Below are 14,192 nucleotides of genomic sequence, written 5' to 3' on the forward strand. Positions count from 1 at the left end.
CGAGGATGGTGTGGCGGGTGGCATTGGTCCAGTCTTTGCCACCCGCAGGTGTTCAGATGATGCGGACCTGCGTGCCGACCGGAGTAATGGCGAAGAGCTGGGCGATCATCTCGTTGTAGAGACCGATGCATCCGTCCGAGGAGGGCCGCCCGATCTTGCGCGTGTCATGCGTGCCGTGGATCAGGTAGGCAGGCCAGCTGAGATACATGGCATGGGTACCAAGCGGGTTGTCGGGCCCGGGCGGCATGTAGCGCAGCTCGGGATTGCGCTCGACCTGGCTCGGCGTGGGCGTCCAGTCGGGGCCGACCTTCTTGCGCACGATCTCGGTGTAGCCGCGCTTGGTCAGGTCCTCGGAGATCGGGATCGAGGTCGGGAAGACGCGGTAGTCCGACGCGTCGGCGTTCCAGTAGTGCAGCGCGCGCGACTGGGTGTCGGCGACGATGGTGGCGACGCCAAGCGTGTCGAAGTGATCCTGCCAATACTGGGTGCGGAAGCTCGACACGTTGCGCTGCACGGGCGCCTGCGCGGGAGGCCGTGCGGCCTGCGCGCGCAACAGCGAGGGGGTGGCCAGCGCGGTCGCGGCGGCCGCCGCGCCGAGAAGCGCCTGCCGGCGGGTGGGGGTGATGCTCATCTTGCCTGTGGTCCTGCTCTTGGTTGGGAGGCCGGGACAGGTCGACCACGGTCGCCTTATCCCAGCCTTAAGGGGGGTCAGCCGCGCGCCATCGCGATCGCGTTCTCGAGCCCGGCCTTGTCCATCGCGCCGGGGTAGATCACCGTGCCGATGATGAAGGCGGGCGTGCCGCGCAGCTGGAAGGCCGCCGCCTGCGCGCCGTTGCGGGTGAGAAGCCCGTCCCACTTGTCGCGGTTCTCGCCATAGGCGGCGTCGAGCGCCGCGACGTCGAGCCCGGCCTTGCTGAGCGTCTCCTCGATCAGCGCGTCGTCCAGCCGCCCCTCGGTCGCCATCAGCGCGTCGTTGGCGGTCAGGTAGGACCCGAGCGAGGCCGCGCCGAGCGCCAGCTGCGCCGCGCGCACCGAGGGCGCGCCGAAGATCGGCCAGTCCTTCATCACCAGCCGGACATTGCCGTCCGCCTCGACCACCTCGTTCAGGACCGGGTGGTTCGCCTTGCAGTAGGGGCATTGGTAATCGAAGAACTCGACGATGGTGACGTCGCCCTCTGGGTTGCCGAGAACCGGGTTCGCGGGGTCGAACATCACCTCGTCGATGGTCGGGCGCAGCGGCTGCTCCTGCGCGCGCGCCGGGCGCGTCGCGGTCCAGAGCGCGGTGCCGCCCATGGCGAGCAGGCCGCCGGTGAGCGCGGTGCGGCGGGTGAGGTTGGTCATGTGGTCTCTCCTTGGTTGGTCGTCTGCTGGGGAGTGGACAGGGGCGTGCCCGGCGGCACCGTGCCCTTGCCGCTGTCGGCTTCGCTCAGCACCACGACCTTGGCGCCCGCGCGGGCGCGCTCGTGCAGGTCGATGATGTCCTGGTTGAACAGGCGGATGCAGCCGGCCGAGGTGGCCTTGCCGATCGACCAGGGGTCGTTGGTGCCGTGGATGCGGTAGAGCGTGTCGCGCCCGTCCTTGAACAGGTAGAGCGCCCGCGCGCCGAGCGGGTTGTCGATGCCGCCCTCCATGCCGCCGGCATGGGGCCCGTAGAGGTCGGGATCGCGGCGCAGCATGTTGGGCGTCGGCGTCCAGCGCGGCCATTCGCGGGTGAAGGGGATGTTGCCTTCGCCCGAGAAGCCGCGCCCCTGGTCGCCCACCGCGACGCCGTAGCGCATCGCCCGGTCGCCCTCCATCACGAGATAGAGGAACCGCGCATGCGGATCGACGACGATGGTGCCGGGCGCCTCGTCGGTCCAGTAATCGACCTCTTGGCGGCGGTTGCGTTCGTCGAGATACTGCTCGGGCACGGCGGGAATGACCTCGCCCTCGTCCTCCACCGCCGCATACATGGCCCGGACCTCGGCGGGGAGCACGGGTTCGGCCTCGGGAGGAGCGGCGGGTTCGGGCACTGGGGCGGCGGCGCAGGCTGCCAGGAGCGGCAGCAGCGCCAGCGACGCCAGCCGCCAGGGGCGGAGGATCTCGGTCATGGGGCGGTCCTTTCGAGGTCGTCGAGGCCCGCGCGGAGCTGCGCGCGGGAGATTTCGCCGGTATGGGCGGCTTGCAGCTGGCCGTCGGCATCGAAGAACAGGGTGGTGGGCAGGCCGAGCAGGCCGAAGGTGTCCATCAGCGCTCCCTCCGGATCGCGCAGCACGCCGGTCGTGCCCAGCGACTGCCCCGCGAGGTAGATTTCGATCACCTCCGTCGCCTCGCGCTGGTTGGCGAAAAGGATCCGCGTGCCCTCCGTCTCGGCGGCGACCTCCATCATCATCGGCAGCTCGCGGCGGCACGGCGGGCACCAGCTGGCCCAGAGGTTGATGACAAGCGGCTGCCCCGCCGTCTCGGCGAGCGGGAACGGGCGGCCCGACAGCTCGGTAAGGTGGATCGCGGGCAGGCGTCCGCGCGCCTGGTCGGGCAGCGCGACCCGCGCCACCGCGACCCCTGTTCCCGCGAGGGTGGCGGCCAGCAGCAACGGCGTCAGCGCCCTGGGGTGGCGCAGCAGCGCCGCGAAAAGCGCGAGGCCCAGTCCGAACAGCCCCGCCTGCGGCGCGAAACCGCCCTGCCAGAGTTTCAGGGCGTCGAGCGGCGCCGCGCGGAAACTGTCGAACTGCATCGCCACGAAGCCCGCGCGCGCCGCGATCACCCAGCCGAGCACGGCGATGAGCGACCAGCGCCGCAGCGGCTCGGCCTGCGCGGGGCGGCGCCAGGCGCCGATCTCGGTGACGCCGATGAAGACGAGCACCGCGATCACGACGAGGAACCGCTCGCCCGAGAACACCAGGGGGCCGATTGCCACCGCGCTCATCGGATCGTCCGCGCCGAGGCCACGACCTCCTCCACGCCCGGCTCGCCGATCAGTCGGCTGCCCGGCGCCTCGCGCCCCTCGGCGTCGAGGAACACCATGGTGGGCGGCCCGACCGAGTCGAGATGATCGAGCAGCGCCTGTCCCTCGGCGTTGAACTCCGACAGGTCGGCGGTGATGAGCGTGGTGCCCGCCAGCGCCTCGCGGACCATTGGGTCGGGCCAGAGGCGGCGCTCGATCACCTTGCAGGTGACGCACCAGTCGGCGGTGACGTAGATCATCGACGGCCCGTCGCTTGCCTCGAGCGCGGCGTCGAGCTGCGGCACCGAGGTGACGGGGGTGAAGGCGATCTCGGTATTGGCGACACCGAGCGCGGCCTCGACCGGGCGCAGACCGGCCAGCGGGCGCAAGGGATCCTCCGCGCCGCTCGCCGCCCCGAACCCCATGAGCCCGGCGGCGAGGATCGCGGCGAGACCGGCGGTCTTGCGTAGGCGCAGCGTCGCGCCGGAGGCCGGCTCCAGCCGGTCGAGCCCGCCGACGAAGACGCCCGCGCCGAGCAGCAGCGCCGCCCAGAGTGCCAGCGTGGCGGGGCCGGGCAGCAGCCGGCCGCCGAGCCAGATTGCCATGCCGAGAAAGACGACGCCGAAGGCGGCCTTCACGCCCTCCATCCACGCGCCCGCGCGCGGCAGCATCCGCGCGCCGAAGGTGCCCGCGATCAGGAGCGGCACGCCCTGTCCGAGACCGAGCGCGAAGAGCGCGCCCGCGCCGAGCCACGCGTCGCCGGTGCGCGCGATGTAAAGGAGCGCCCCTGCCAGCGGCGCGGTCACGCAGGGCCCCATGATCAACGCCGAGGTGAAGCCGAGCGCCGCCGCGCCGCCCAGCGTGCCGCCCCGACCCGCGCCGATGCCTGACAGCCGACCCGTCCAAGCCTGCGGCAGGCGCATCTCGTAGAGGCCGAACATCGACAGCGCCAGAGCCACGAACACCACGGCGACCATGCCCACGGCCCAGGGCGATTGCAGCGCCACCTGCAAGTTCTGGCCCGACCACGCGGCGATGAGGCCCAAAAGGCCGAAGGCCGCCGCCATCGCGAGCACGTAGGTGCCCGAGAGCAGCGCGCCGCGCCGGACGCCGACCGTGCCGTCCTGTCCGGCCAGCAGCCCCGCGAGGATCGGGAACATCGGGAAGACGCAGGGCGTGAAGGCGAGCAGCAGCCCGAAGCCGAAGAAGCCGGCCAGCACGAGAAGCGGGCCGCCGCGGGCGCTCAGCCCGTCGAGCAGACCGTCCCCCGCGGCGAGGGTGATGCTGCCCTCCGACACCGTGGACTTCGCCGAGCCTTCGACGGGGCCGGGCTCCGGCGCGGCAGCCGGTGGCGGGGCCGCAGCCTTGATCGCGGGTAGCGTGTCGGTGACCGGCGGGTAGCAGATCCCGTCCTCCTGGCAGCCCTGGTAGGTCACGCGCACCGGGCCTTCCGCCGCGCCGAGATGCGCCTCGGTGCCATGGAAATACACCTCGACCGTGCCGAAGGTCGGGTCGTCCTTGGTGACGCCGGGCTCGGTCTCGAGCGGTAGAGATCTTCCGTCCTCGGTCTCGGCGGCGAGGTATTCGCGGTAGAGGTAATAGCCCTCGGCGACGTTCCAGCGCAGCAGGCGGCTGCCGTCTGGCTGCGGCTCGACCTCGAGCGCGAAAGCCTCGCGCGGGTCCATCGGCGGCGATGACCTGCCGAAGACGTCGCCGCCCTGCGCGAGGGCGGCGGTGGCGACCAGGGCAAGGGACAGCGCCGCGAGAAGCGGGGCGATGATGGCGCGCCGCAGGGCGGCGGGGTATGAAAGGGTCCGTGTCATGGCGCCCGGATCGGCGCGCTTCCTTAAGCGGCCCTTAAGCCCGGAGGCGCAACAGCGACGACAAGGACGACAACCGGAGGCGCGATGCGGGTTCTGATCGTGGAGGATGACGAGACGCTGGCCGACGGGCTGAGCGTCGGGCTGCGGTTGCAGGGCTTCACCCCGGAACTGGTGACCTGCTGCGCCGATGCGCGCGAGGCGCTGGCGCAGGGCGGCTTCTCGGCGGTGGTGCTCGACCTGATGCTGCCCGACGGCTCGGGGCTCGACCTGCTGGCCGGGCTGCGGGCGGGCGGCGACCGTTTGCCGGTGCTGCTGCTCACGGCGCTCGACCAAGTGCGCGACCGGATCGACGGGCTCGACGCCGGGGCGGACGACTACCTCGGCAAGCCCTTCGATCTCGGCGAGGTCAGCGCCCGGCTGCGCGCGATCATCCGCCGCGCCGAGGGGCGGGCCAGCGCGCTGCTCGAATGGAACGGGCTGCGGCTCGACCCGTCGCGGATGCGCGGCGAGATGGAGGGGCGCGAACTGCGCTTCTCGCGGCGCGAATTCGCGGTGCTGCGCGCGCTGATCGAGACCCCCGGCGTGATCGTCGAGAAGGACCGGCTGGAGGAGCGCCTTTACGGCTGGCAGGAGGGGGTCGAGAGCAACGCCGTCGAGGTGCATGTCCACAAGCTGCGGGCCAAACTGGGTGCGGGCTTCATCGAGACGGTGCGCGGCGTCGGCTACCGCCTCGCGGAGCCGCGGCCATGAGTTCGATCCGCGCGCGGCTGTTCGTGATCCTGCTGGCGGCGACGGGGGCGGTCTGGCTCTCGGCGGTCTGGTGGATTCAGCATTCGACCCGCTCGGAGGTCGAACGGGTGCTCGACGCGCGGCTCGCCGAGGCGGCGCAGATGGTATCGTCGCTGATCTCCGACCGGCGGATCGACGTGGCCTCGGCCGGGCCGCTGGAGCTGGACCTGCCGGAACCGGCAGCGGCCTCTGCCTATGCGCGCCAGCTCTCCTGCCAGATCTGGTCGCTCGATGGCGCGCTGCTGGGCGCCTCAGCCAGCGCGCCCTCAGGTCGGCTCGCGGCGGAGCAAACGGGCTTTTCCGACAGCCTCGTCGATGGCGAGGCGTGGCGCGTCTACACCATGATAAACGAGGATCTGGGCCTGAGGGTGATGGTCGGCGACCGGCTCACCGTGCGCGAGCGGTTGGTAACGGACGTGGTGCGCGGGCTGCTGCTGCCGGCGCTGGCGATCCTGCCGGTGCTGGCGGCGCTGATCTGGATCAGCGTCGGGCGCGGTCTCGCGCCGCTCGGCCGGATGGCACGGGCGCTTGGGGCGCGCGCGGCCGATGATCTCGGTCCGGTGGCGGCAGGCCCGCTGCCGCGCGAGATCCGCCCCATGGGCGCGGCGCTCGACGGGCTGTTCGCCCGCGTCGCCGCTGCGCGCGGACGGGAGAAGAGCTTTACAGCCTTCGCCGCGCACGAGCTGAAGACCCCGCTTGCAGGCATCAAGACGCAGGCGCAGATCGCGGCGATGGCCCCGGACGAAGCGACGCGGCTACAGGCGCTGGCGCGCGTCGAGGCCGGGGTGGCCCGCACCGACCGGATGGTGCGGCAGCTTCTCGAACTCGCCGCCGTCGATGGCGCTCCGGAGGGCGGTGGCGAGGTCGTCGACATGACGCGCCTGGTGTCCGATCTGGCGCAGGACTTGCAAAGGCTGGCTGCCGAGCGCCAAGTGCAGCTCGGGCTGGAGATGGCGCCGGGGCTGTGCTGCCGGATCCCCGACCCGGTGCTGCCCGCCGTGGCGCTGCGCAACATCGTCGAGAACGCCGTGCTGGCCAGCCCGCCGGGCGGCAAGGTGGTGATCGGGGGAGGGGCGCGCGATGCGCGGATCACCTTGTCGGTGCTCGATCGCGGGCCCGGCATTCCCGAGGCCGAGCGGACCCGCGTGACCGAGCGGTTCTTTCGAGGAGCGGGTGCCCCCGCGGGCGGCAGCGGGCTGGGCCTCGCGATCGCGCAGGTGGCGGTCGAACGGCTCGGCGGGCGGCTTTGCTTCGAGCCGCGGACGGGCGGGGGCGAGGCCGTCCGGATCGTGCTGCCCTGCGCGGGCCATGCCCACGAAAACGGGGCGGTGTCAGAAAGACAGGACGCGCCCCAGCGGTCGTAAGGCTGCCTTAAGCCCGATGCATTCGACACGGCATGGACGCACCCCCGCCTTGGCTCCCGGACCGACCGGGGCCAGCGCGGGGCCATCATCATCAAGCCCCATGCGCGGCAACCGCCGACGCCGGGACGAAACAGACGAGGTGACGCATGTTGAGACGAGGCTTTCTCAAGGGAACGGCGGCGGCTTTCGCGGGTGCCGCGCTGCCCGCCGGCCGGGTGCCGGCGCATGAGGGCGCCCCGCAGGCCGCAGTGATCCCGCCCCGCGAGGTGGCCATCGCGGACGGCATCCCGGCCGGGCAAATCCACGTCATGCCCGACGAGTTCGCGCTCTACTGGACGCTGCCGGGCGCGCGGGCGCTGCGCTACGCGGTCGGGGTGGGCCGAGACGATCTCTACGAGGCGGGGACCTTCCTGATCCAGGCCAAGAAGGAATGGCCCAGCTGGACCCCGACCCCCGGCATGCTCGAACGCGAGCCGGAGGTCTACAGCAAATGGGCCGACGGCATGCCGGGCGGGATCGACAACCCTCTCGGTGCCAGGGCGCTCTACCTGTTCAAGGACGGCTACGACACCTTCCTGCGCATCCATGGCACCAATGCGCCATCCACCATCGGGACCGCCGTCTCGAACGGCTGTGCCCGGCTGGTGAACGAGCAGATCATCGATCTCTATGAAAAGGTGCCGCTGGAGACGAAGATTTTCCTCTATCCCAAGGCTGGCATGGCCTAAGGTCCGCTTCCAATTGCCGAGGCGCTGCATTGAGCAATGGCTGGATGTCTGCTTTGGGCCGGGAGTGATCGAACTCAGGAAGGGCGGGAAGCCGCCGCTCGCTGCAATTGCCATGGACGGCCGCTCTTCGTGGAAGGCAGACCGACCGGTTCGAGCACGGCGACTTAGTTTCAACTCGGCAGGGCGTCTTCGGCGAACTGGCCTACGAACTCCTCGTTTGGCGGTATGGGGGTGATGACATCGATCAGCACCCCCGCCGGGTCGCGGATGATAAAATGCCTCTGCCCGGACGGCTTGACCGGTCGAGCCAGTCGATCCAATCTGCTCATCGTATGGTTGCAGTGGCGGGTTTGCCGGTATGCTTAGTCTCGGATGCAGATGCGGCGATGTGCGCTTGAGGGTCGAAGGGCCGCATATAGCGTCCGTAGAATGCCTTTGCTCAAGTTGCCAGAAGGCCGCGCAGGTTCTCGAAGCCCTCCCGGGGGCGGGGCCTATCCTCGATGGTAAGGGCGCCACCCCGTTCGTCCTGCTTCGCAAGGACCGCGTCGCGATCGTCGCCGGACAGGACAGGCTGAAGGCGCATCGGCTCACTGACGATGCCGGCACCCGCCGCGTGATCGCGGCATGCTGCAACACGCCCGTCTTTCTGGAGATGAAAGGCGGGCACTGGCTGAGTCTCTATGCCGCGCTCTGGCCCGAAACCGACCGCCCCGCGGTCGAACTGCGCACCATGACGGGCGCCCGTGACGATCTGCCGGACGACGTGCCCAACCTGAGAACCCATTCCCTCGGCTTCTATGGCCGCCTGTTCATCGCATGGGTGAGGATGGGTTTCAGAAATCCCCGGTTCCCGGACAATGGAGCGCTGCATGTCAAAAACCGATGAGATGATCGAGATCAGCAGCGCGACTTCGCCCGGCCGGACCGAGCGCGTCAATCTCGCGAAATACACTGCGATGCGGGAGGCGTTGCTACCGGTGCTGCCGGACACGCCGCCGGGAGTGACGGTCGCAGAGGCCAAGGCTGCGGCGCTGGAACACCTCTCGCAGGAGCACTTCCCAGGGGGCGAGAAGGCCGGATGGTGGCTCAAGGCCGTGCAACTGGACCTCGAGGCGAAGGGCATCATCGCCAGGGGTGCGACCAGACCAGTGCGTCTCTACCGCTTGACCGAATAGTAGACGTTCGCCGGATCGAGGCAATTCGATCTCAGTAGGCGAAGCACTTCAGCGGGAGCAGACCAATAAGGGCTTGGCGCAGCAGTTGGTCTGCGGCTCGAGTTGCTTCAGCTCAGCCCTTCAGCGGCGCCAAGTCGCGGAATGCCCCAGCGAGCCGCCTGATGGCGTCGACGTCTCCCTCGACCACGAGCGACCCATCCGCCAGAGCGGCGGTGACCGGCTTTCCCGCATAGAGCACAGGCAGGAGCGCGTTCTGGTCGCCCCTCACGACGCAATCGGGATTGTCGACACGGCCGGGCGCCACGTCGAGGTGGCCATCGCCCATGCGAAGCGTAAACTCGCCGTCCGGCAGGCGCAGATCCACGGCGAGGCGAAGATTCTCAGCCCTTCCGGGATCGAACATGCTCTCGAGTGACAGCATGGCCGCCGCCGCGCTCAACGGGCGATCGAAGCGAAGCCGAGGTGAGCGCGAGGCCCAAATGCCGATCACCCGGAGCGGCTCGCGGAACGCCAGGCCCCAGGCCGTGAGAGCATAGGCTTTGCCGCGCGCTGGCCGCGGCAGGTCCACCCGCCGCAAGACACCGGCATCCTCGAGCCCCACGAGGCGCTGCGTCAGCATGTTGGTTGCGATGCCCGGCAGGGTTTCCTTCAGGTCGGTGAACCGACGCGGCCCGAACATCAGCTCGCGCATGATCAAGAGCGCCCAACGCTCTCCCACCAGGTCAAGAGCTTGCGCGAAGGCGCAGCCGTCCTCGTAGCTTCGCTTGCGCTCCATGGGCTCTCCGCATTTTGGTTGTTTATTGCAACTTCCAACTTGCAATATAAAATCAGGCGGCGCAGTCTTCAAGCATCGAGACGACTCATTCCCGCTCCAGGAGCATCGACATGACCTCTTCGACCCCGACGATCTTCGTGAACCTGCCTTCCACCGATATCTCCCGTGCCCGTGCCTTTTATGCCGGGCTGGGCCTTACCATCGATGAGCGCTTCTGCGACGCCGAGAGCCTGATGGTGCGCGTGTCCGACGTGATCCATCTCATGATCCTCGAAAGGGAGAAGTTCGCCTCCTTCTCGCCCCGCCCCGTGGCACCGGAGGGGACCGTTGGCGCTCTGGTCTGCCTATCCCAGCCGTCGAGAGAGGCAGTGGATGAGTTCGTCGGTCGCGCCATCGCGCATGGCGGCCGCGACAACGACAAGACCCAGGAGATGGGGGACGTCATGTATGGCCGGTCGGTGTCCGATCCCGATGGCAATGTCCTCGAGGTGATGTGGATGGACATGGCGCGCGCCATGCCAGCCGAAGACGCGGCGGTCTGAACCGCGGTCCCGATCCGTCGGCCCCGGCGACTTGGAGCCGGGGCAACGCGACCGGCCGATCACCTGCGGGACCCTGGTCGGGTGCGTCGCCGCCGCTACTGAGGACAGCTGGACCGTCGCGGCGACCATGCTCCTGATCGAGGGCGATGCAGGCAATTTCACCGGGCCGCTTGGCACGACGTGGCAAACGGCGGCTTAAGGCGGACATTGTCCTGTATGATCGGCAACAATCGGAGGGTGCGGGCCGGAAGCAGCCGGGGATCTCGAATGCCGGCTACTGGTCGTGGGGCGCGGTCTCTTCGAAAGGCAGCGCAGCGGAAAGGTGCAGCGGTCTGCAATGACGTCTACGGTGTTCGCTTTCACACGGCCTCAATTCAGGCGTCTGCTGCTGACAGACCCTAAGAAAGGGAAAAGCATGAAGGTCGAGAACATTTTTCTGAGCATCAACGCGGCCGACTTCGACGCTCAATCTAAATGGTGGGCGAAGCTGATCGGTCGCGCTTGGGACCGCGAGCCAATGTCGTCCTGTCATGAATGGAATCTGCGCGAAGGCGTCTTCTTTCAAGTCTTGGACAGTCCGCGAGGTGCCGGCGAGTCGACCGTTACGATGCGGGTGGCAGACCTTGATCCAGAGATCACGCGGCTTTCTGCGGCAGGGATCGAGGTACCGGAGCCAGTGAAGGTCGAAGGCTTCAATTCTCTTCGCTACGCCGAGTTCGCCGACCCCGAAGGCAATACCGTCGGACTTCTCGACGGGAGCTGATCACCTGTCGGGCCCCGCCGCAGATGGCGGTATCCGTCTCGAAGCGGCTGGCTGGACGGACCAACGGTCCACTGATGAGATGATAGTTTTGGGAGGCAAGCAAATGACGGTCCTACGCATCGTTGCGAATATCGCGATTGCGGCCCTCAGTAGGGAACTGCGGAACAGCGCATTGAGGCAAGCTGGTCCGAGCGCCCTGCCCGGTTAGCCTGAAACGCTGAAAGCCTCCCAAGGGAGGCTTGTCTGGATCTGAGTCAGATTACGGTGGTTGCGGGAGCAGGATTTGAACCTGCGACCTTCAGGTTATGAGCCTGACGAGCTACCGGGCTGCTCCATCCCGCGCCATGTTTTGTGGCCTATCGCCCGGAGGGCTGCTTGAGGCCGCATGTCGCTGTGTTCTGGCATCGTGTCAGAGAGAATGTGATGTTCTTTACTAGGTCTGGCGGTGACTTACTCTCCCACGTCTTGAGACGCAGTACCATCAGCGCGACGGCACTTAACGGCCGAGTTCGGAATGGGATCGGGTGTTTTGCTCGTGCTATGGCCACCAGACCGAGGAAAGAACATCTTGTTGGTGGCCTACCGCCCGGAGGGCTGCTTGAGGCCGGTGCGGCCTGTCGCGTGCTCCGATGGGAGGTCACCATATCAGCCGCCCTGCCCTTGCGGGGAGCGGTGTTCCAGGTCGTCGTACACCGTTTTGGTGCGTATGGTTTCGGATCCAGCCTTGCTGTTTCTGGATCGGATCAAGCCTATCGGACCATTAGTATCGGTCAACTGAACGCATTGCTGCGCTTACATCTCCGACCTATCGACGTGGTGGTCTACCACGGTCCTCGGGGATACCTTGTTTTGAGGGGGGCTTCCCGCTTAGATGCCTTCAGCGGTTATCCTGTCCGATCATAGCTACCCTGCACTGCCGTTGGCACGACAACAGGTCCACCAGTGGATCGTTCACCCCGGTCCTCTCGTACTAGGGGCAACTCCTCTCAAGTATCCTACACCCACGGAAGATAGGGACCGAACTGTCTCACGACGTTCTAAACCCAGCTCACGTACCTCTTTAAATGGCGAACAGCCATACCCTTGGGACCTGCTCCAGCCCCAGGATGAGATGAGCCGACATCGAGGTGCCAAACACTGCCGTCGATATGGACTCTTGGGCAGTATCAGCCTGTTATCCCCAGCGTACCTTTTATCCGTTGAGCGATGGCCCTTCCACTCGGGACCACCGGATCACTATGGCCGTCTTTCGACTCTGCTCGACTTGTCAGTCTTGCAGTCAGGCTGGCTTATGCCATTGCACTCGACGAGCGATTTCCGACCGCTCTGAGCCAACCTTCGCGCGCCTCCGTTACTGTTTGGGAGGCGACCGCCCCAGTCAAACTACCCGCCACACAGGGTCCCGGAACCGGATCACGGTCCGCGGTTAGACATCAAGAGTGCGAAGGGTGGTATCTCAAGGGAGGCTCCACGGGAACTGGCGTTCCCGCTTCATTGCCTACCACCTATCCTGCACATCGCAATCCTGATGCCAGTGTGAAGCTGTAGTAAAGGTGCATGGGGTCTTTCCGTCTAACCGCGGGAAGCCGGCATCTTGACCGGCAATTCAATTTCGCTGAGTCGATGTTGGAGACAGCGGGAAGTCGTTACGCCATTCGTGCAGGTCGGAACTTACCCGACAAGGAATTTCGCTACCTTAGGACCGTTATAGTTACGGCCGCCGTTTACCGGGGCTTCAATTCAAGGCTTGCACCTCTCCTTTTAACCTTCCGGCACCGGGCAGGCGTCAGACCCTATACGTCGTCTTGCGACTTCGCAGAGCCCTGTGTTTTTAGTAAACAGTCGCCACCCCCTGGTTTGTGCCCCCGGCCACCACTGCGTGACAACCGGCCTCCTTCTCGCGAACTTACGGAGGTATTTTGCCGAGTTCCTTCAACATCGTTCTCTCAAGCGCCTTGGTATTCTCTACCAGTCCACCTGTGTCGGTTTCGGGTACGATCTCATGATGGAGCTATTTCCAGGGACTGCTAAGCGGCCCGATCAATCCGATAAGATCGAACAACCTTCGCAATCCGTCACTTCCATCTGGCCCAGGAATATTAACCTGGTTCCCATCGACTACGCCTTTCGGCCTCGCCTTAGGGGTCGGCTTACCCTGCTCAGATTAACTTTAAGCAGGAACCCTTGGACTTTCGGCGACAGGGTCTCTCACCCTGTTTGTCGCTACTCATGTCATCATTCTCGCTAGTGATCTCTCCACCGGATCCCTCACAGGCCGGCTTCACAGAAAATCCCGCGTCTCCAATAGCCCCGAGGGGCATAAGGAGACATGGGATTATGTCACACTACGCTCTGCTACCATGCACTATGTGCATCCTAAGCTTCGGCTCATGGCTTGAGCCCCGTTACATCTTCGCCGCAGGACAACTTGTTTAGACCAGTGAGCTGTTACGCTATCTTTAAAGGATGGCTGCTTCTAAGCCAACCTCCTGGTTGTTTTGGTCGTCCCACCTGCTTTCCCACTTAGCCATGAATTGGGGGCCTTAGCTGTAGGTCAGGGTTGTTTCCCTCTCCACGACGGACGTTAGCACCCGCCGTGTGTCTGCCATCTAGTACTCCCGGGTATTCGGAGTTTGGTTAGGATCAGTAAGCCTGTGGGGCCCCATTACCCATCCAGTGCTCTACCCCCCGGGGTATTCGGATGACGCTCTACCTAAATAGATTTCGCAGAGAACCAGCTATCTCCGAGTTTGATTGGCCTTTCACCCCTAGGCACACCTCATCCCGACCTTTTTCAACAGGTGTGGGTTCGGACCTCCAGTGCGTGTTACCGCACCTTCATCCTGGACATGCCTAGATCACTCGGTTTCGGGTCTGATCCCACGAACTCATGCGCCCTATTAAGACTCGCTTTCGCTGCGCCTACACCTACCGGCTTAAGCTTGCTCGTGAGACCAAGTCGATGACCCATTATACAAAAGGTACGCCGTCACCTCGCAAGGAGGCTCCGACTGATTGTAGGCGTTCGGTTTCAGGTACTGTTTCACTCCCCTCGTCGGGGTGCTTTTCACCTTTCCCTCACGGTACTGGTTCGCTATCGGTCAGTAAGGAGTACTTAGCCTTCGAGGGTGGTCCCCCGATCTTCAGACAGGATTACACGTGTCCCGTACTTGATACGTCCCGTCATGCTTCCCATACGGGGCTGTCACCCGCTATGGCCGAGTTTTCCAACTCGTTCTGGTCACATTCAAGGCTCGGCTGGTCCGCGTTCGCTCGCCACTACTAGCGGAGTCTCTATTGATGTCCTTTC

The 14,192-nt window shown here is 66.1% G+C and carries 14 protein-coding genes, 1 tRNA gene and 2 rRNA genes (1 of these 17 running past the window's edge); 7 read left to right on the forward strand and 10 right to left on the reverse strand.

Annotation, left to right across the window (positions count from 1 at the left end; all coding sequences use genetic code 11):
• Positions 1-52: 52 nt before the first annotated feature.
• The 5 genes from ACRAQ3_RS09130 to dsbD form a co-directional block, all read right to left on the reverse strand.
• On the reverse strand, positions 53-631 hold the full coding sequence (locus ACRAQ3_RS09130; RefSeq protein WP_432254406.1) for a L,D-transpeptidase: 579 nt from the start codon (positions 629-631) through the stop codon (positions 53-55).
• 77 nt (positions 632-708) lie between these two features.
• The gene (locus ACRAQ3_RS09135) at positions 709-1,341 is read right to left on the reverse strand and encodes a DsbA family protein (RefSeq protein ID WP_432254407.1); all 633 of its coding nucleotides are present in this window, start codon (positions 1,339-1,341) and stop codon (positions 709-711) included.
• Positions 1,338-2,090, reverse strand: coding sequence for a L,D-transpeptidase (locus ACRAQ3_RS09140; RefSeq protein WP_432254408.1), 753 nt, complete (start codon positions 2,088-2,090; stop codon positions 1,338-1,340). The genes ACRAQ3_RS09135 and ACRAQ3_RS09140 overlap by 4 nt, the downstream gene beginning before the upstream one ends.
• Positions 2,087-2,905 carry a prolipoprotein diacylglyceryl transferase family protein gene (locus tag ACRAQ3_RS09145; RefSeq protein WP_432254409.1) on the reverse strand — a complete coding sequence of 273 codons (819 nt, stop codon included), beginning with the start codon at positions 2,903-2,905 and terminating at the stop codon, positions 2,087-2,089. The genes ACRAQ3_RS09140 and ACRAQ3_RS09145 overlap by 4 nt, the downstream gene beginning before the upstream one ends.
• Positions 2,902-4,746 (reverse strand): protein-disulfide reductase DsbD, encoded by a 1,845-nt coding sequence (dsbD, locus tag ACRAQ3_RS09150; RefSeq protein WP_432254410.1) that lies wholly within the window; start codon positions 4,744-4,746, stop codon positions 2,902-2,904. Before dsbD ends, ACRAQ3_RS09145 begins: the two co-directional genes overlap by 4 nt.
• 84 nt (positions 4,747-4,830) lie before the next feature.
• On the opposite strand from dsbD, the gene ACRAQ3_RS09155 reads away from it, so the two are divergent.
• The 3 genes from ACRAQ3_RS09155 to ACRAQ3_RS09165 all read left to right on the forward strand — a co-directional run bounded on the left by ACRAQ3_RS09155 (position 4,831) and on the right by ACRAQ3_RS09165 (position 7,627).
• Positions 4,831-5,496, forward strand: a complete 666-nt coding sequence (locus tag ACRAQ3_RS09155) for a response regulator (protein WP_269398574.1) — start codon at positions 4,831-4,833, stop codon at positions 5,494-5,496.
• Positions 5,493-6,899, forward strand: coding sequence for an ATP-binding protein (locus tag ACRAQ3_RS09160; RefSeq protein ID WP_432254411.1), 1,407 nt, complete (start codon positions 5,493-5,495; stop codon positions 6,897-6,899). The genes ACRAQ3_RS09155 and ACRAQ3_RS09160 overlap by 4 nt, the downstream gene beginning before the upstream one ends.
• 146 nt (positions 6,900-7,045) lie before the next feature.
• Positions 7,046-7,627 carry a L,D-transpeptidase gene (locus ACRAQ3_RS09165; RefSeq protein WP_432254412.1) on the forward strand — a complete coding sequence of 194 codons (582 nt, stop codon included), beginning with the start codon at positions 7,046-7,048 and terminating at the stop codon, positions 7,625-7,627.
• A gap of 170 nt (positions 7,628-7,797) precedes the next feature.
• On the opposite strand, the gene ACRAQ3_RS09170 is transcribed toward ACRAQ3_RS09165, so the two are convergent.
• The gene (locus ACRAQ3_RS09170; protein ID WP_432254413.1) at positions 7,798-7,956 is read right to left on the reverse strand and encodes a hypothetical protein; all 159 of its coding nucleotides are present in this window, start codon (positions 7,954-7,956) and stop codon (positions 7,798-7,800) included.
• A 29-nt stretch (positions 7,957-7,985) separates the two neighbouring features.
• On the opposite strand from ACRAQ3_RS09170, the gene ACRAQ3_RS09175 reads away from it, so the two are divergent.
• A complete protein-coding gene (locus ACRAQ3_RS09175) occupies positions 7,986-8,513 on the forward strand; it encodes a GFA family protein (RefSeq protein WP_432254414.1) in 528 nt (175 codons plus the stop codon).
• Positions 8,497-8,802: a DUF6958 family protein gene (locus ACRAQ3_RS09180; protein ID WP_432254415.1), complete on the forward strand. Its 306-nt coding sequence runs from the start codon at positions 8,497-8,499 to the stop codon at positions 8,800-8,802. Before ACRAQ3_RS09175 ends, ACRAQ3_RS09180 begins: the two co-directional genes overlap by 17 nt.
• A gap of 112 nt (positions 8,803-8,914) precedes the next feature.
• On the opposite strand, the gene ACRAQ3_RS09185 is transcribed toward ACRAQ3_RS09180, so the two are convergent.
• Positions 8,915-9,577, reverse strand: coding sequence for a winged helix-turn-helix transcriptional regulator (locus ACRAQ3_RS09185; protein WP_432254416.1), 663 nt, complete (start codon positions 9,575-9,577; stop codon positions 8,915-8,917).
• Positions 9,578-9,687: 110 nt separating this feature from the next.
• Between ACRAQ3_RS09185 and ACRAQ3_RS09190 the strand changes: the two genes are divergently transcribed.
• Together ACRAQ3_RS09190 and ACRAQ3_RS09195 are read left to right on the forward strand one after the other, a co-directional pair.
• Positions 9,688-10,119 (forward strand): VOC family protein, encoded by a 432-nt coding sequence (locus ACRAQ3_RS09190; protein ID WP_432254417.1) that lies wholly within the window; start codon positions 9,688-9,690, stop codon positions 10,117-10,119.
• A 415-nt stretch (positions 10,120-10,534) separates the two neighbouring features.
• Positions 10,535-10,882: a VOC family protein gene (locus tag ACRAQ3_RS09195; protein WP_432254418.1), complete on the forward strand. Its 348-nt coding sequence runs from the start codon at positions 10,535-10,537 to the stop codon at positions 10,880-10,882.
• A 265-nt stretch (positions 10,883-11,147) separates the two neighbouring features.
• Here ACRAQ3_RS09195 and ACRAQ3_RS09200 read toward each other — a convergent pair.
• The 3 genes from ACRAQ3_RS09200 to ACRAQ3_RS09210 form a co-directional block, all read right to left on the reverse strand.
• A tRNA-Met gene (locus ACRAQ3_RS09200) sits at positions 11,148-11,224 on the reverse strand.
• Positions 11,225-11,319: 95 nt separating this feature from the next.
• Positions 11,320-11,434, reverse strand: a 5S ribosomal RNA gene (gene rrf, locus ACRAQ3_RS09205).
• A 187-nt stretch (positions 11,435-11,621) separates the two neighbouring features.
• Positions 11,622-14,192: ribosomal RNA gene (locus tag ACRAQ3_RS09210) — 23S ribosomal RNA — on the reverse strand; it runs 255 nt beyond the window's last position.

The sequence above is a fragment of the Limimaricola sp. AA108-03 genome (assembly GCF_050847355.1).
GTDB lineage: Bacteria > Pseudomonadota > Alphaproteobacteria > Rhodobacterales > Rhodobacteraceae > Limimaricola.